Origin of the sequence: Micromonospora sp. NPDC047730 (assembly GCF_043204765.1) — a bacterium.
Lineage (GTDB): Bacteria > Actinomycetota > Actinomycetes > Mycobacteriales > Micromonosporaceae > Micromonospora.
This window is the reverse complement of the sequence record NZ_JBIDCU010000002.1, coordinates 341,906-357,498: the sequence shown is the minus strand read 5'-3', so window position 1 is coordinate 357,498 and position 15,593 is coordinate 341,906. Positions and strand designations below refer to the sequence as shown.

19 protein-coding genes are annotated in these 15,593 nt (G+C 71.6%); 13 read left to right on the top strand and 6 right to left on the bottom strand.

What is annotated here, in order from left to right:
- Positions 1–140: 140 nt before the first annotated feature.
- Both ACGF5G_RS07135 and ACGF5G_RS07130 read right to left on the bottom strand, forming a co-directional pair.
- Positions 141–1,274, bottom strand: a complete 1,134-nt coding sequence (locus ACGF5G_RS07135) for a PP2C family protein-serine/threonine phosphatase (RefSeq protein WP_393259691.1) — start codon at positions 1,272–1,274, stop codon at positions 141–143.
- A gap of 100 nt (positions 1,275–1,374) precedes the next feature.
- Positions 1,375–2,004 (bottom strand): septal ring lytic transglycosylase RlpA family protein, encoded by a 630-nt coding sequence (locus tag ACGF5G_RS07130; RefSeq protein ID WP_393259689.1) that lies wholly within the window; start codon positions 2,002–2,004, stop codon positions 1,375–1,377.
- Between the two features lie 196 nt (positions 2,005–2,200).
- Between ACGF5G_RS07130 and ACGF5G_RS07125 the strand changes: the two genes are divergently transcribed.
- Positions 2,201–2,749, top strand: a complete 549-nt coding sequence (locus ACGF5G_RS07125; RefSeq protein WP_393259687.1) for a phosphoribosyltransferase family protein — start codon at positions 2,201–2,203, stop codon at positions 2,747–2,749.
- On the opposite strand, the gene ACGF5G_RS07120 is transcribed toward ACGF5G_RS07125, so the two are convergent.
- Positions 2,727–2,882 (bottom strand): hypothetical protein, encoded by a 156-nt coding sequence (locus ACGF5G_RS07120; protein WP_393259686.1) that lies wholly within the window; start codon positions 2,880–2,882, stop codon positions 2,727–2,729. The two genes, ACGF5G_RS07125 and ACGF5G_RS07120, sit on opposite strands and share 23 nt — an antisense overlap.
- Before the next feature lie 41 nt (positions 2,883–2,923).
- Here ACGF5G_RS07120 and ACGF5G_RS07115 point away from each other — a divergent pair, with 41 nt between their 5' ends.
- The gene (locus ACGF5G_RS07115; RefSeq protein ID WP_393259684.1) at positions 2,924–3,355 is read left to right on the top strand and encodes an ASCH domain-containing protein; all 432 of its coding nucleotides are present in this window, start codon (positions 2,924–2,926) and stop codon (positions 3,353–3,355) included.
- Positions 3,356–3,492: 137 nt separating this feature from the next.
- Here ACGF5G_RS07115 and ACGF5G_RS07110 read toward each other — a convergent pair whose 3' ends face one another.
- Positions 3,493–4,380, bottom strand: coding sequence for an LLM class flavin-dependent oxidoreductase (locus tag ACGF5G_RS07110; RefSeq protein WP_393259682.1), 888 nt, complete (start codon positions 4,378–4,380; stop codon positions 3,493–3,495).
- A gap of 90 nt (positions 4,381–4,470) precedes the next feature.
- Between ACGF5G_RS07110 and ACGF5G_RS07105 the strand changes: the two genes are divergently transcribed.
- A complete protein-coding gene (locus tag ACGF5G_RS07105; RefSeq protein ID WP_350702708.1) occupies positions 4,471–4,791 on the top strand; it encodes a helix-turn-helix transcriptional regulator in 321 nt (106 codons plus the stop codon).
- Positions 4,792–4,976: 185 nt separating this feature from the next.
- Entirely contained in the window at positions 4,977–6,071 is a 1,095-nt protein-coding gene (locus ACGF5G_RS07100) for a hypothetical protein (protein WP_393259681.1), read from the top strand.
- A gap of 45 nt (positions 6,072–6,116) precedes the next feature.
- Here ACGF5G_RS07100 and ACGF5G_RS07095 read toward each other — a convergent pair whose 3' ends face one another.
- Complete coding sequence (locus ACGF5G_RS07095) at positions 6,117–6,914, bottom strand: DUF4253 domain-containing protein (protein ID WP_393259680.1); 798 nt, start codon at positions 6,912–6,914, stop codon at positions 6,117–6,119.
- 296 nt (positions 6,915–7,210) lie between these two features.
- Here ACGF5G_RS07095 and ACGF5G_RS07090 point away from each other — a divergent pair, with 296 nt between their 5' ends.
- The 6 genes from ACGF5G_RS07090 to ACGF5G_RS07065 all read left to right on the top strand — a co-directional run bounded on the left by ACGF5G_RS07090 (position 7,211) and on the right by ACGF5G_RS07065 (position 13,586).
- Positions 7,211–9,553, top strand: a complete 2,343-nt coding sequence (locus ACGF5G_RS07090; protein WP_393259679.1) for a FlgD immunoglobulin-like domain containing protein — start codon at positions 7,211–7,213, stop codon at positions 9,551–9,553.
- 1 nt (position 9,554) lies between these two features.
- Positions 9,555–10,652, top strand: a complete 1,098-nt coding sequence (locus ACGF5G_RS07085) for a hypothetical protein (RefSeq protein ID WP_393259678.1) — start codon at positions 9,555–9,557, stop codon at positions 10,650–10,652.
- Between the two features lie 121 nt (positions 10,653–10,773).
- Positions 10,774–12,456, top strand: coding sequence for a YncE family protein (locus ACGF5G_RS07080; protein ID WP_393259677.1), 1,683 nt, complete (start codon positions 10,774–10,776; stop codon positions 12,454–12,456).
- Positions 12,456–12,662 carry a hypothetical protein gene (locus tag ACGF5G_RS07075; protein WP_393259675.1) on the top strand — a complete coding sequence of 69 codons (207 nt, stop codon included), beginning with the start codon at positions 12,456–12,458 and terminating at the stop codon, positions 12,660–12,662. Before ACGF5G_RS07080 ends, ACGF5G_RS07075 begins: the two co-directional genes overlap by 1 nt.
- A gap of 260 nt (positions 12,663–12,922) precedes the next feature.
- Positions 12,923–13,180 (top strand): hypothetical protein, encoded by a 258-nt coding sequence (locus tag ACGF5G_RS07070; protein WP_393259673.1) that lies wholly within the window; start codon positions 12,923–12,925, stop codon positions 13,178–13,180.
- Positions 13,181–13,385: 205 nt separating this feature from the next.
- Positions 13,386–13,586: a hypothetical protein gene (locus ACGF5G_RS07065; RefSeq protein WP_393259672.1), complete on the top strand. Its 201-nt coding sequence runs from the start codon at positions 13,386–13,388 to the stop codon at positions 13,584–13,586.
- A 221-nt stretch (positions 13,587–13,807) separates the two neighbouring features.
- Here ACGF5G_RS07065 and ACGF5G_RS07060 read toward each other — a convergent pair whose 3' ends face one another.
- Positions 13,808–14,128 (bottom strand): hypothetical protein, encoded by a 321-nt coding sequence (locus tag ACGF5G_RS07060; RefSeq protein WP_393259670.1) that lies wholly within the window; start codon positions 14,126–14,128, stop codon positions 13,808–13,810.
- 295 nt (positions 14,129–14,423) lie between these two features.
- On the opposite strand from ACGF5G_RS07060, the gene ACGF5G_RS07055 reads away from it, so the two are divergent.
- The 3 genes from ACGF5G_RS07055 to ACGF5G_RS07045 all read left to right on the top strand — a co-directional run bounded on the left by ACGF5G_RS07055 (position 14,424) and on the right by ACGF5G_RS07045 (position 15,572).
- Positions 14,424–14,660, top strand: a complete 237-nt coding sequence (locus tag ACGF5G_RS07055) for a tyrosine-type recombinase/integrase (RefSeq protein ID WP_393260653.1) — start codon at positions 14,424–14,426, stop codon at positions 14,658–14,660.
- A 311-nt stretch (positions 14,661–14,971) separates the two neighbouring features.
- Positions 14,972–15,244 (top strand): hypothetical protein, encoded by a 273-nt coding sequence (locus tag ACGF5G_RS07050; protein WP_393259669.1) that lies wholly within the window; start codon positions 14,972–14,974, stop codon positions 15,242–15,244.
- A 10-nt stretch (positions 15,245–15,254) separates the two neighbouring features.
- Complete coding sequence (locus tag ACGF5G_RS07045; protein WP_393259667.1) at positions 15,255–15,572, top strand: integrase; 318 nt, start codon at positions 15,255–15,257, stop codon at positions 15,570–15,572.
- Positions 15,573–15,593: the final 21 nt, after the last annotated feature.

The following is a 15,593-nucleotide window of genomic DNA, read 5'->3' as shown; positions in this document are numbered from 1 at the left end:
AGGTGTTACCGATCAGTAACCCCGACTCTATTACTCGCGGGTAGGAAGCGACAAGCCGATCTCGGAAGTGACGGCGGTTACACAGTTCGCGTTCAGGTTGCCGAGACCACCCCGACACCCTCTCGCGACGGCCACCGGCCTCAGCTCTCGGCCGCGCCGACCTCCCAGCTCGGTACGGCCGCGGTCGCGGTCGTGCCGCCGCGCGAGCCCGTGTACTCCATCAGGACCAGGGCGATGTCGTCGTCGAGCCGGCCGTGCACCCATTCCTTCAGAGCGGTCTCCAGCGAGGCGAGCCCGTCGGCGACGGTGCCGTGGCCGAGCAGCCGCCAGGCCCGGTCGGCGGTCGGGAAGAACTCCCCGTCCCGGCGTGCCTCGCCGAGCCCGTCGGTGAAGAGCAGCAGGCGGTCGCCGGGCTCCAACCGCTCGACCCGGGGGCGGACCACCGGCATGAAGCCCAGCGGCGGGGCCGGGGCCGGCGGTTCGAGCGGGATGACGGCGCCCCGGCGCAGCAGCAGCGGCGGCGGGTGACCGCAGTTGACGATGGTGAGTGTGCCGCCCCGCTCCTCGACCAACGCGGCGGTGACGAAGTCCTCGTCGCCCACGCTCCGGGCCACCGCCCGGTCCAGGTCGGTCACGATCGCCCGCAGGTCGGCCCGCTCGTACGCCACGTGCCGGTACGAACCCAGCACGATGCTGGCCAGCCGGACGGCGTCCAGCCCCTTGCCCCGCACGTCGCCGATGATCATCCGCACCCCGTACGGCGTGTCGATCGCCTCGTACAGGTCCCCGCCGATCTCGGCCGTGGCGGTGGAGGAGATGTAGCGGGCGGCGACCGAGAGAGTGCCGACCTGCGGCCCGAGCGGGCGCAGCACGGCCTGCTGCGCCACCGCCGCCAGCCGGGACAGCTCGGCGATCTGCTCGGCCTGCCGTTGCCGTACGGCCGCCGTGGCCGCCGCGATCCCGGTGCCCAGCGCGATGCACGTGACGGCTACCGCGGTGGAGAGCGACACGGTCTGCTCGCCGAGGGCGAAGCCCGCCCCGAGCGCCGTGGCGGCGGCACCCACCCCGAGCACGATCCGCCACGACGCCAGCGCGGCGGCCAGGAATGGCGCGGCGACCATGAGCGCGATGTAGTTCGCCGACCGCCCGTCGGCCAGCTCGACCGCCGAGACGATCGCGAGCAGGACGACGGCCGCGCCGAGGCCGGCGCGGGATCCGGGGCTCAGTGGGCCGCGGCCCGACTGGAAGGGTTTCGTGCGTACGAGGGACAGCATGCCTGATTGACGTGAACGGGTGAATGAAGCTGGCCCGTCGTCCGAGGATGTTCTGGCCGCGCGGATCACCCCGGCGGGCCGATCGCGGCCCGGCGAGGGCTCAGCCGAGCACCTCGTAGCGGACCTCGACGTGGCCCGCGTCCAACGAGGCGATCTCGGCGAACGCGGCCCGGGACAGGTCCAGGCAGCGCCCCTCGACGAACGGGCCGCGGTCGTTGATCCGCACCGTCACGGACTTGCCGTTCGCCGGATTGGTGACCCGGACCCTCGTGTCGAACGGCAGGGTCTTGTGGGCGGCGGTCAGCTCCGACGGATCGAAGGTCTCGCCGTTGGCGGTGAGCTGCCCCTCGGAGTAGAAGGAGGCGCCGCACGAGCCGCTGTCCACCACCGGTCGGGCGGTGCTGGTCTTCTTCGTCGCCGTGGGCTTCGGCGCGGCGGTGCGCGGCTTGCTCCGGGAGGGAGCCTGGGGCGACCGGGTGGCCGTCGGGCTGGCGGTCACGCTCGGCGACGCGCCGGCGCTCGGCGAGGCGGCCGGCGTGCTGGGGGCCGCGCTGCTCGGCACGCCGGTGGGCGACAGGTCGACGGCGGCCGGCCGCGCGGACTCCGAACCGGAGGTCAGCTGGACGGCGCCGACCGTGCCGCCGACGGCGAGGGCCACCCCGACCGCAGCGGTGGCCGCGATGGCGGCCGGCGAGGAGAACATGCGGGTACGGGAATGCCTGCCAGCCACCGGTCCGGTCCTTTCGTCATCCGACAAACCGGATCGGACCATAACGAGAGAAACACTTCCGAAGTCAACGTGATCATGTTGTTTTGCCCGCAATTACGGTGATACGTGTAGCCGATCATCCGACCCGACGTGGGCCGGGCGGCCCGGGCGAGCCACGGCCTACGCGGGTCGCGTCGGTTGCCGCAGGATGGGTGGCATGCCCCCCGAGCTGAGTGGACGCCTCGTCGAGCTGGTCCGGTGGATCGATCCCGGCCCCGGCGCCAGTCACCTGGTCAGCGACGTCTCCGGCTGGTGGCGCGACCCCGAGGTGCTCGCCCGGCTGGGGCCGGCCCTGGTGGAGCCGTTCCGGGCCGCGCGGCCCACGGTGGTCGTCGCGCCGGCGGTGACGGGGTTCCTGCTCGGTCCACTCGCCGCCACGGCGCTCGGGGTCGGCTTCGTGCCGGCGCACAAGCCGGGCGACGGCCGGCTGCCCGCCGGGCCGCTCACCTGGGCGCAGAGCCCGCCGGACTTCCGCGGCCGGCGGGTGGACCTGGCCGTCCGGGACCACGGCCTCGACCGCGGCGACCGGGTGCTGGTGGTGGACGACTGGGTCGCCACCGGAGCCCAGGTCCGTGCGCTCTACGAGATCTGCGCCGCGCGCGGCGCCGAACCGGTCGGCACCGCCGCCGTCGTGCTCGACTGCCCGGCGGCGGTCGCCGCCGAGCTGCGGATCCGGGGGCTGGTCAGCGGCGACGACCTGACGTGACCCGGACGAACTCCTCGACCGCCGTGCAGACCCGGCCGAGCACCTCCGCCGGGCGGGCCATCGGGCCGGGCACCTTCGGCGCGTGGCCGGCCTGCTCGATCTCCGCGTGCGGGGTGAGCCGGCGGGCGACCAATGCGCAGGCACGAGATCAACGACGGCGGTAGCGTCGGCAGGATGTGGCCTCGGATCGGTGAACTGCGCACCCTCGCCCTCGGCACCCCCGGCGACCTGCGGACGCGACTGAACACCCTGGTGCTCGGCGGGGTGAAGACGGCGACCGCCGGCCTGCTCACCGAGTACGCCGAGGAGGGCGAGGATCTGGAGCGCGTCGGCGAGCGGCTGGCCCTCGTGGACGACGAGGACTCGCTGGTCGGCGTCGTCGAGGTCACCGGCGTCGAGGTGGTCCGCTTCGCCGAGGTGACCTGGGACTTCGCCCGATCCGAGGGCGAGGGGGACCGCTCGGTCGAGGAGTGGCGCGAGGGGCACGCAGCCTACTGGGCGCGGGTCGGCACCCCCGTCACCGACGACCGCGAGGTCGTCTGCATCCGGTTCCGGCTGGTCTCGGCCGGCGACGGCGGCATCCCCACCGGGGACCTCGGCACCTGAGGGCGCCCGGCCGGGCCGACTGTCGCCTCCGGGGCCGGCGCCGGAGCCGGCCCGGCCTGATCGGCCCGGCCCCGGCCTGATCGGCCCGGCCCGGCCGGGGGCCGGCCACCGAGCCGAACGGGGCCCGCCGGGGTCGGTCAGTTCCGGCGCAGCTCGGGCAGCAGGCGGGTGGCCACGTCCACCAGGACGGCCTCGTCACCGGCGTACCAACTGCTGGCCCGGGGCCAGTGCGTGACCACGTCGGTGAAGCCGAGGGCGGCGGCCCGGCCGACCTGGTCGGCGAAGAACTCGGCGCTGTGCAGCGAGAAGACGGGCGCCGAGTCCAGCGACAGGTAGCGGTCCAGGGTGCCCGGGTCGCGGCCGGCCGCGGCGAGCGTCTTGTCCATCCGGGCGCAGAGCTCGGCCACCCCGTCCCACCAGCTCTCCAGGTCGTCCACGCCGGGGCCGGTGGTGACCCAGCCCTGACCGAACCGGGCCGCCAGCCGCATCGACCGGGGCCCGTTGGCGGCCACCACGAAGGGCACCCGGGGCGTCTGGACGCAGCCCGGGTTGTTGCGCGCGTCGACCGCCGTGAACCAGTCCCCGCGCCAGGTGGTGCCGTCCTCGCGCAGGACGAGGTCGAGCAGCTCGGTGAACTCGGCGAACCGGTCGACGCGCTGGCGCGGCGGCAGCGTCTCCCCGCCGAGCACGGCCGAGTCGAAGCCGATCCCGCCCGCGCCGAGGCCGAGCAGCAGCCGCCCGCCGGAGACGTCGTCGAGCGCGGTGACCTGCCGGGCGAAAGCCGCCGGATGCCGGAAGTTCGGCGAGGCGACCAGCGTCCCGAGCCGGATGCGGGTGGTCACCGTCGCGGCGGCGGTCAGCGTGGCCACCGAGTCGAACCACGGCCCGTCGACCAGGTCCCGCCAGCCCAGGTGGTCGTACGTCCAGGCGTGGTCGAAGCCCCACTCGTCCGCCTGCCGCCAACGGCGCTGCGAGTCGGACCAGCGCTGGTCGGGAAGGATCACGATGCCAATCCGCATGATCACCAGCCTAACGGCCGTCGCCGGCCCGGACCCGCACCAGGCGGGCGCTTGCCATGTATCGATGATCTGAATATGGTGACGCCCGTGACCGCGATGCGCGAGCCGACGTTCCTGATCCTCACCGCGCTCGCCGGCGGCCCACGGCACGGCTACGGCATCATCCGGGACGTCACCGCCCTCTCCGCGCAACGCGTCACCCTGTTGCCGGGCACCCTCTACGCCGCGCTGGACCGGCTGCACGCGCAGGGGCTCGTCGCGCCCGACCGGGAGGAGACCGTCGACGGCCGGCTCCGCCGCTACTACCGCCTCACCCCGGACGGCGTCCACGCCCTCGACGCCGAGACCGCCCGGCTGCGCCAGCTCGCCGCCGCCGCCGAGACCCGGCTGCGCGCCCTGCGCCCCAGAACCGCCTGACCGCCCGCACGCCTTTCCACCGCACCGCCCGTACGCCTCCGCACCCCAGCACCGCCGCCGTACCACCACGCCAGCACCGCCGCCGTACCACCACGCCAGCTCCGCACCACCGCACCGCCGCTCCCGCCCGAACCGCTCGCGCGATCCGCACCGCCGAATCCGCGCGTACCGACGAAAGGACGGCCATGCCGACGAACGGCGACCCGCTCGCCCGCCGCTACCGGCGGCTGCTGTTCTGCCATCCGCGCGCCTACCGGCGTGACCGGGCCGACGAGATGGTCGGGGTCCTGCTGGACGCGGCGCCGGCCGGCCGCACCCGGCCCACCGCCCGCGAGGCCGCGAACCTGATCCGGCACGGCCTGCGCTGCCGGCTGGGACGGCCGGCAAGCCGCACGGTCGGCGTCTGGGCGACCCTCGCCGCCGTCGCCTGCGGGCTGTTCACCGCCGCCCTCACCACCCGGGGCGCGTGGGAGACCTCCCGGCCACTGCCGGACCGGGCCGAGACCGCCGCCGTCGTCGCCGTGCTGCCCGGCCACGACCTCGGCGACGTCGACCTGGCGCCCGCACTCTTCACCTTCTACACCCAGCGGCTCACCGCGCGGAACATCGACAACCTGGTCTTCGGGGACGGCGGCGAGTACCAGGCGAGCAGCGTCGTGGCCGAGGTGACCGCGGCACCGCCGATGTCCGCCGACGAGACGCTCGCGCTCGCGCAGCGGCGCCTGCGCGAGACCGGCTGGCAGCTGTACGAGCCGACCGTCGGGCAGTACTCCGGTTGCGCCGACAAGTTCTGCTCCCGGATCACGGACACCACCGAGACGGCGGTGCCGGCCCGGCGCGGCGACACCGAACTCACCCTCCAGGTCCGCGCCGAGTCCCCCGGCGACACCGTCCAACTCTGGCTGAATCTGCGCCGGACGACCCCGCCGGCCGTGCTGCCGACCGCCGTCGTCGGCGGCCTGCTCGGCGCGGGCCTCGGCTGGCTGGCGTTCGGCTGGGCCAGTCGCCGCACCGAGGCGTCGCACCCGGCCCGGGGCGCGGTCACCGTGCTGTACGCGCTCACCATGGTCCTGTGGTGGGCGCCCGTCCTGCTGACCGTGCCGACCCTGCTCCGCCACCACCTCGGCGAACCGCACCCGACGTGGCACCCGCTGTGGGAGTGGCTCGGCCAGCCGGCGGCCCTGCTGTTGTTCCTGGCCGGTACGGCGACCGCGCTGCTCGGGCTGGCGCTGGCCGCCGCGCCCCGCCGCGACCCCCTGCCCACGACCGCCGTCGGCTGACCGGCTCCGCCTCATTTCATGCCGCCCGCTGGGTCGGGGCCTCCTTCAGTCCCACCGAAACAACCAGGAGTGCGCGCCCAGGATTCTCTCGGCGTAGGCAGTCAGCGTTCCGGCGCCCTGCCAGATGTTGTCAGGGCAGAAGGCGAAGTGCTCGGCCGCCACCTGGCAGGCGTGTTCGATCGAGGTCGGTGGGGCGGCGACGCTGAGGTGGAGGGTGTCGAATCCGACGCCGACAACTCGGACCCCGAAGCGGTCCTCCCAGCTCCGGATCACCGCCGAGATTTCTCCGGAGTCGTTGGTGTGGTTCAAAGGACCGGACCAGCCGCTGACGGCGAGTGTGTCCGCGCCACGAGCGGCCGGCACGAGCCCGAGACGCGCCGGCCTGATCACGAGGAACTCCGCGTACTGGTCGGCGAAGTCGTCGGGTGGTGCCGAGGCATCACCGGGCACGGCGAGGCCGGGCCAACGCTCACCGAAGGGGGCGGTGACGGCAGCGCGTTCGGCCGCTGGCCGCATGTCGTCCTCGGCGGTCCTCGTGTGCGCGGTCCACCACCGGGCCAGCAACTCGGCTGCGTCATGGCGGTCCGGCGAGGACATGCCAGCCGGGAACACCTCCCCGTCGGCCCACGGACGAGTCTCCTCGCTCGACAGGCCACTCAGCAGCAGCGGCCACAGCCCGGATTGCCGGTGCTGTGACCGCAGCCGCGTCCAGAGCGCGGCTCCGACCGGGGCCTCGCTCAACCAGTACGTTGGCGATCCGCCGTCTCCTGGCTCGACGAGGCGGCCGGGCGGCAGCGTCCTCGATGGGAACGATCCGAGCAGGCGCGGCAGGTCCGTGATCATGGCAGGAGCGTAGGAGGCCCGTACGACGAACTTCCGATCCGCGGAGGCGAGTGACGCGGGCCGGGGTCGGGGTCGGGGTTGCCACCCTGCACGGCACGGGATCCGGAGTGGACAGGGCCATCCCGACGCGGCTTCGACTGCTAAGCTCCCGCCACTTGTCTGGGGCTTCCGGCCGGCGCGGATCGCTGACGCGTGACCTGCCACCGCATCGATGCGCCGCAGGGTCAGCTGCCCGGCGAGACGTCGTCCGGCCGTGGCCGGAACCCTTCATCCTCTGTCTTGCAGGGAGGACGAGCGTGGTCCGAGGCTCGCTCATCCGCGCCGGCTTCGCCGCCGCCGTGTCGTTCACGTTCGCCGTGGGCCTCAGCCCGTTGTCGGCCGGCAGCGCGCAGGCCGAACCGGTCGCGGGAGAGGTGGTGATCCCCGCCTCCTACGTCCTGGCCCCCCGGACAAAACTGTTCAGCGCGGGCCCCTCGGGTTTCCTGCGTCACGAGTCCACGCTGGGCTACCTGTGGACGAGCTACACCGGAGTCGACACGAAGCTCGACACGTACGCCCCGGATACGACCCTGGTTCCGGACCTCGGTGCCGGCTCGGACGTCGTCGCGGAACTCGACCATCCCGGGACCGTCACGCTCCGGGACATGGCGACCGGCCGATCGCGTACGGTCACGATTCCCGTCGGCCACACGTACGTCAGCACGCTGGGGTCGACGGTCGTGACCAAGGCGCAAGACGGGTCCGACGGCGACTACACGTGGCATCTCTTCGACTCCCACGACGATGGTTCCGTCAGCCGGCGTGCCGTCACGGGCGTCCCCGACGGGGTCGTGGTGCCGGGCGAGGCCGAGGCACCGCTGGGCGACGCACGCGGACAGGTCGTGCAGTACCGGGAGAACACCACGTTCCGCACCGGATTCCTCGACGTCGCACAGGGCCGGCTGATCCCGCTTCCGTACACGAACTGGATCGGCGACGGCGGCGTCGTCGTGCTCACCTCCACCCACCTGCTGTGGACGCGCGACGGCACCGTCTTCGTCCACTCCCGCGACGACCTGACCGCCACCCCACGGACCGTGCCGCTGCCCGGCGACGCGCAGGTGCTGGGGATGGTCGGCGAGACGCTCGTGGTGGGCCGGCACGACCCCTCGCTGGGGCCCCGGAACTTCCTGGAGCCGGTCTGGCGGGTCGAGGCGGTGGGCCTCGACGGTCGTACGGTGAGGACGCTGCTGGCCAGGACGAGGGGGCTTGCCATGCCGACCCCGGACGGCAGGCTCCTGGTGCAGGGCGGCCCCGACACGGACCGGTGGGGAGTCTCCCTCGTCGAGGCCGGGGACGGCGGCGACGTGACGATCCGCAAGATCGCCGAGGCGTACCCGCAGAAGATCCAGACGGTGTCCGGGCTGACCTTCACCCAGGGGCGGCTGACCACCCTGGATGACAACGCGGCGCAGAGCCGCCGCTACCTCCACACCCGGGAGATCGGCGTGACCGGCTCCCTCACGGTCGGGCCGCGTACCGCCCGGGGTCCCGCACCCGCCAGCTGCGACACCACGGCCTGCCCCGACCTCCACGACACCGGCGACGGCCGGACGGTCGTCTCGGGCCTCAGCTACGGCCGTACGGACGACGACCGGCAGCCCCACCTGCTGGGGCCGAACCAGCCCATGCCCGGAACCCGGATCGACGGCTCCCGCACGTACCACTCGGTAGCGGCGGTCGGCGGCCGCTTCGCGGCCCTCACGGCGGCCGGCGGCACGGGTACGGAGACCCGGGTCGTCGATCTCGACACCGGGAAGGCGGTGTTCACGACGACGGCCTCCGTCGAGGCGCTGTGGGGCACCACCCTGTGGGTGCGGGACGGCAACCACGCCGTGGCCCCCGTCGACGTGCTGACCGGGCAGCGGGGCGCTCAGGTGTCGTTCGGCGAGGGGTGCCTCCTGGAGGACCTCCAGGCCGTCGGGCGCTGGCTGCTGTGGACCTGCGTGGGCTCGGCGTCGGGTCAGGGCGTCTACGACACCGTCAAGCGGACGAACCTGCGACTCGTGTCCGGAGACGACTGGTCGTGGGCCAAGCTCGGCGACGGCTTCGTCGCGTCCGAGGTGAACGGGCAACTGAAGGTGACCGACGTCCGTGACGGGACGCCGAGGTCGCACACCGCCGGGGCGTTCGCGTCGTGGCGGCCCTGGGACGTCGACCCGTACACCGGCGTCATCGCCCACCTCGGCGCCGACGACGGCATCCATCTGGTCCCCAGCGGCGTCCCGGTCTCGCCCCTCGCCCAGCTCGACGCCACCGTCGCCACGTCGGCGCACGTCAAGGACGCCACCGGACACTGGAGCCCGAAGTGGTGGCTGTCCAAGCCGGCCGCCTCCTGGACGCTCGTGATCAGGAGTCAGACCAGCGGCGCCGTCGTCCGTACCCTCTCCGGCGGCCTGACGCGCGGTGTGGTGGCCACGGCGTGGAACGGCAAGGACGACCGCCGCCGCGTGATGCCCAACGGCACCTACACGTGGACGCTGACCGCCACGCCGGCCGACGGACAGGGCGCGGCCCTCACCAGGTCGGGGACCGTGAAGCTCAGCCACGAGTGCCACATCGGCGACCGCCCGCGGCTCGTCGTGGTCAGGTGCTCCTGACATGACCGCGCCGGACGGTGCCGTCCCCGGGCGTTCCGCCCGGTTCGCCGCCCAGCTCGTGGCCACCGTCGCCGCTCCGCTCGACCCCGCGTCGGCGGACGCCCCGCAGGTGCTGCACTGGCCGGGGCGCAGGCTGCTGGTGCAGCGCGGGGACACCGAGCTGGCCGTCCGCGACCTGGACGGGGAGGGGACGGAGATCCGCTTCCCCGCGCCCTGGCCCCGCCGGTACGGCTCGACGGCGGTCTCTCCCACGGGCGACGTCGCCGTGTTCGTCGGCGTCCACGCGTTGCGAGCGGTGGATCCGACCGGCGCCGTGCGGTGGGAGATCCGGCACGGATGCTGGTCCGCCGCCGTGTGCACCGAGGCCCACGCCTCGTTCTCCGAGTACGCCGACGACCACCACCACGGCCACGCGGACAGCGGCTCGGCGGCCTTCTCCTCGGACGGCAAGCTCCTCTGGGCCCACGTCTGCAACAGCGTGGGGGACGACGTCGAGGAGGAATGGCTGATCCTCGACCCCACCGACGGCAGGGTGCTGGCCCGGGCCGGGACGACGACCGTGGCATCCGGCTCCATCCACCTCCCCCATCCGGACCCGGCGTACATGGGACTGACTGTCCTCGCGGGCGAGGAGGACTCGCCCGTGCTGTGGGGGCACTGGGACGGCACGACGCTCACGGTCCAGCAGTTCGCCGAGGAGGTCCTCCTCGCCGTGAGCCCGTCCGGGGAGCACTTCCTGACCACGGACCCGGGGCAGTGGGCCCTCTACCTGCACCGGGCGGAGGACGGCACGGAACTGCGGCGGCTGAACGCCGACGAAGCCGTGCCCCCTGCCTCAACCGCGGACGACCGCGTTTGTTGGGGCTACGAGGCGGCGTTCCCGTACGACGACAGCGCCGTGGTCGGCACCGAGTACGACGAGGAGATCCCCCGCCACTGGCTGGTCGACACCCGCACGATGGCCGTGCGCGGCCGGATCGCCTATCCCTTCCCCGTCTCGGGATCTCCCCGCTCGGCGGGGCGGGGCGCCTGGTACACGGTCTCCAGGGACGGGACCGCCGTCCATTTGTGGAGCCTGCCGCAGGCGACCGGTACCTAACCATGGGGGCTTGATGATCTTCCCCGCGCTCCGTGCCTCCCACGGCGACCGGCCCAGTAGGCTCGCGCCCAAAATCCTCGGTGCGAAAGCGCCGATCCTTGTCACGGGGGCGGGAGGTCGGGTGCGCGTCAAAGCGATCGCACGTCTGATGGTCGCGGCGCTGGGCGCCGCTTTCGGCGTGGTGGCGCCGATGGGTTCCGGTACGGCGTACGCCGACGGCGCGGTCGGTCTCGGCATCGACACGTACGCGGAGATGGTGGTCGACTCGGCGCGCGGTCGGCTGTTCTTCAGCCAGGGGCGGGAGCATTCGGGCGTGCGGTTGACGGACCTGTCCGGCGGCTCGCAGCGGACGATCCCGAACCTGCCGGGCGCCAGCGGCATGGCGCTGAGCCCGGACGGCTCGACGCTCTACGTGGCCCTCGCCGACGTGGGCGCGGTCGCCGCGATCGACACCACCACGCTGACCGAGACGCGTCGCTACAGCACCGGCGCGAGCAGCTGTCCCACCTGGCTGGCGCCGGCCGGCGGGAAGATCTACGTCGGCTATGGATGCCAGTCCGGGAAGGGCAAGCTGGGGTCGATCGACGTACGCGGGGCGACGCCGATCGTCGCCTTGGACCTGCCCCTCAACGGCCAGTACTACTACCCGCCGCTGCTCCGGAGCACCCCGGCCAACCCGAATCTGCTGCTGCTGGTGAACCGGTCCCGCGTCTCGTTCGCCATCTCGGGCGAGCCGAGTCTGTACGACGTCTCGTCCGGGACGCCGTCGCATGTCGCGTCCCTGGCCGGGGAGACCTGCACCGGCCTGCACGACGCCGCGCTGACGGCCGACAAGGTGATCCTCGCCTGCTCCTACCTGTGGGACCCACAGTCGAACTCCCGCTTGGTGGCGACCGAGCACGCGGCGTTCTCCACGGCGGACCTGTCGCCCGCGGGCGCGTACTCGTCCGGGACCTGGCCGACGGCCGTGACGACGTCTCCGAACGGTTCCTTCGTCGTCCTCGGCGCCAGCGAGAGCAATTCGATCCACGTCAAGCGACCGGACGGGACCGTGGTCCGCCGGTACGACCTCCCGCCGGGCAACCACCTCGAGGTGCGGGGCCTCGCCGTCAGCGCCGACAACCGCACGCTCTACGCCGTCACCACCGATCAGGACCGGAAGAACCCGGCCCTGCGGGTGCTGACCGACTTCGGCACCACCGGATCCTCGCTCCTGCTGGCCGCGCCGACAACGAGCACCCGCACCGCGCCACTCACCGTCCACGGGAAGTTGGCGTTCGCTGGTGCGAACGTGTCGACGCCGTGGACGCTGCGGGTCGCGAAGCAGGACCTCGCCGGCGGCCACCCGCTGCCGGACGTCACCACTGCCGCGGACGGCTCGTTCTCCTTCTCCGACACGCCGCTGGTCGGCGCGGCCAACACCTACACGGTGACCTTCCCCGGCGACGCCGCGCGCCCGGGGGCGACCCAGTCGGTCACCGTGCAGGTCTCGCGAGCCGCCACTGCGTTGAGCGTCACGGCGAAGGCGACGGCCGACCGCCGCGCGGCGGTGACCGCCCAGCTCGGCGCCACCTACACGAACCGCACGGTCTGCCTGTACGCCCAGCCCTACAGGTCCACTCGCAAAACGATCACCTGCGGCACAGTGGATTCGAACGGCAAGCTGACGGCCACGTATCCGACGTACCAGCGGGTCACGTTCAGCGCGAGCTTCGCCGGGGACCACCGGTACGCGCCCGCCGAGGCGTCGGTACGCACGTACGGGTTCCACTGGAGGAAGCCCGGGGTGTTCCGAGGCTACTGATGGGCCCACCTGTGACCCGGATGGGCCACGACAGCCCACGCGCCGCGCTGATCTACCAGCACGCCAACCGGGAGGCCGACCAAGGAATCGCCGAGGCGATCGACAAGGCGGTGAAGGCGGCCCGGGCGCAGGCCCAGCAAACGCGAGCCGAGGCGGGCCGCCGGAGGTGGCCGGCCGGCTGCCGAGGCGAGCTGATGGCCCGCTAACGGCCCACGGCCTGTTTCAGCTCGCCTGACAATACGAAGGCCCTGATCGGGACTGTCGTCCTGGTCAGGGCCTTCGTACTGGAGCGGGTGACGGGAATCGAACCCGCACTGTCAGCTTGGGAATCGGATTGATCACGCTGCTGAGCAACCGTGCCGCCTGGCTATTGAGGATGGAAGGGATCGGTCGATGTCGTGCAAGGGTCCGCTGTTGACCGCTGCTGACCGCTCCATCGGGCACACGGTCTCGCTACCCTCCTGGTGTGCGTAAGCGGATCAAGTTCGTCCTGGCGCTGACGCCCGCAGACACACGCCAGGTTGAGGCGGTGCGAGCGGATCACTCCTTGCCGCTGCGTGAGATGTTTGGCCACGCCGTTACAGACGACGGGTTCACGGCCCTCTGCGGAGCAGACGTGATGCCGGCGGTGCCGAGAACCGACTTCTGGGATGACCTCATGGATGAGCAGTGGGGGCCGATCCGTCTGTGCAGGCCGTGCAGCTCCGCCGCCTCGTCGGGTTGACGATCGGCTTCCCTGCCCCTGCCTTGCAAAGGTGGATGACGGGGCGGTGAGTCCTCTCGACAAGCCGCAACGCTTGTCGTCTGCTACTCAGCGCCCGTCGTCCTCTGTTGGAACCTCACAACGGCTATCAGCGCTTCTGCTGACTTCTTGCTGATGATCCAGCCTGCCTAGCCGGAGCAACGTTCGGCCCGCCGCGCAGCCGGCGGTGCCTGATGACCTCGACGGCCAGCGCTACAGCAAGCGCCGCAAGCATCAAGATCCCTGTGAGTACGTCAGCGGTGATGCTGGAAGGGCCGGGCAGCAGGCGGTCTACGCCTATTGCGCCGAAGACCACGGCTACACAGAGGTGCGTGGAAGCACGCAGCTTTGCGTCACCGACCTGCCGACCACGCCACTCGACCACTGATGACCTTCGCGCGAGAACCAGCAAAACTAGGAATACTCCGGCATTGAGCACCGCAACGACGCAATTGCCTACGCCGACAAGGATGTGCATGATTCTCATGAACGGAGCCTAACGGGAGTTGCAATAGGCCTGACCGGGTGAAACCTGCATGCCAATCTCGCCATCCCGCCTGCCGCCGACCCGCCCCCCTGGCACATCACCATGCGCGGCTAGTTGCTGGGTTACTCCCGCGATACGACGGACCAAGCCAGCGCAGCTACGGCAACCAGCATTGCTACCGCCGACAAGATGCCCGAGATCAGAAAGGGCATGGGTATGAGCGACGCGCCTTCCAGGATCAGCAGAATCGCGGCAACCAACATGACGCCGACACCAACGCGGACCTGTCGGGATTGCTGGCTCTCCGTCGGATGCGCGGGCCGAGCCCAGGTAACGGGGAACCGTCGCGACACGGCGAGACGGACGCCGAATACGAACAGGAGAAGGAAGAAGATCACGAGCACCAGGCGGAAGGCGACAAAAACGGAGTTCGCGTCTCTCATGCGGCCATCATTCCCTGGGGCGTCAAAGGTCTTTGCACGAGCCATCGCACGACGAGTTGCGGCGGCTGCCTGACCTGCGGAAATGCGGGTGCCTGGGGAGCCGGCCGCCTACCGGTCCGCCACGTCAAGCGGACCGTGACGCACGGACGCCGCCGGAACAGCCTGAGTCGGCTCTCGTGTCACGGACCGCGCCCCCGACGGACACCGCCACAGTGGCGCAGTTGACCCAACCTCGCCCCGGCACCGACCCGGCTCCCGGGGTCGGAGTTGGCCACCGGCGGTCACCCTCCCCGGCCTGCCCGGCTTCCACTTCCACGACCTGCGGCACACGGGTAACACCCTGGCGTCACGTACCGGAGCGAGCCTGGCCGACCTGATGGCCCGGATGGGCCACGCCTCGACCCGCGCCGCGATGATCTATCAGCACACCACCCGCGAGCGTGACGAGCACATCGCTGACGCGCTCAGCTCGCAGATCAAGCAGAGCAGGGATCGGGCACGTAGCGGGCACGGCCAGCGTAAGAAGTGGTAGCAATGATTGAGGCCCCAGTCAGGAAATCTGTCTTGACTGGGGCCTCATGCTGGAGTGGGTGACGGGAATCGAACCCGCACTGTCAGCTTGGGAATTGCCGATGTGGTGCTGGCTACCGGGTTGGCGGCCTGGTCCCGGGGGTCTCTCGTGGCCCCGACTGGCCCCGCCTGGCCCCGGTCAATGGCACGCTAATGGCATGGTGGGCTGCTTCCCTCGACCGATGCGCGCAGTCGAGGTGGTCGGCCTAGAACCGGTCTCGTGAATACCGACCGTGGCGCTCTCGATGGGGTGGCCGAGGAGAGGGAGCAGGCATGTCGACCGAACCGGAGCCGGGCCCCGCGCCCGAGCACGCGGGACCCCGCTATACCAACGATGATCCGATCATGATGACGGTCGACGGGCAGGAGTTTCGCATTCGTGAGCGTGCTGAGAAGCCTGTTGCATACGACTTCGACTGGCTCAGTGGGCCGCACAATTACGGCTTCACAGCTTCCGGCCCCGCAATGACCCTGCCTGAGATGGAGGAAACCATCCGCAACTTCCTCGCTGGGATCGACCCCGCCACCGGATACCTGAAGGAGTAACTGAGCGGGCATGATCGCTGCGGAACACGATCTGCGGCACACCGGAAACACTCTCGCCGCACGAACCGGGGCGAGCACCCGCGACCTGATGGCGCGGATGGGGCACGACTCATCCCAGGCCGCGTTGATCTACCAGCACGCCACGACTGAGGCGGATCGGGCCATCGCCCAGGCGCTGCACGAGGCGATGCGAGTCGACCGGAAGAAGGCCAAGAAGTCGGCCGACGGCTCGGGCAAGGCCAAGGACACGACCGGCAAGAAGTCGGGCGGCAAGAAGGGCAAGAAGCGGTCGGCGAACCCGGACGGGGCCGGGGATGACCGGGGCTAATGGCACGTCAATGGCACACGA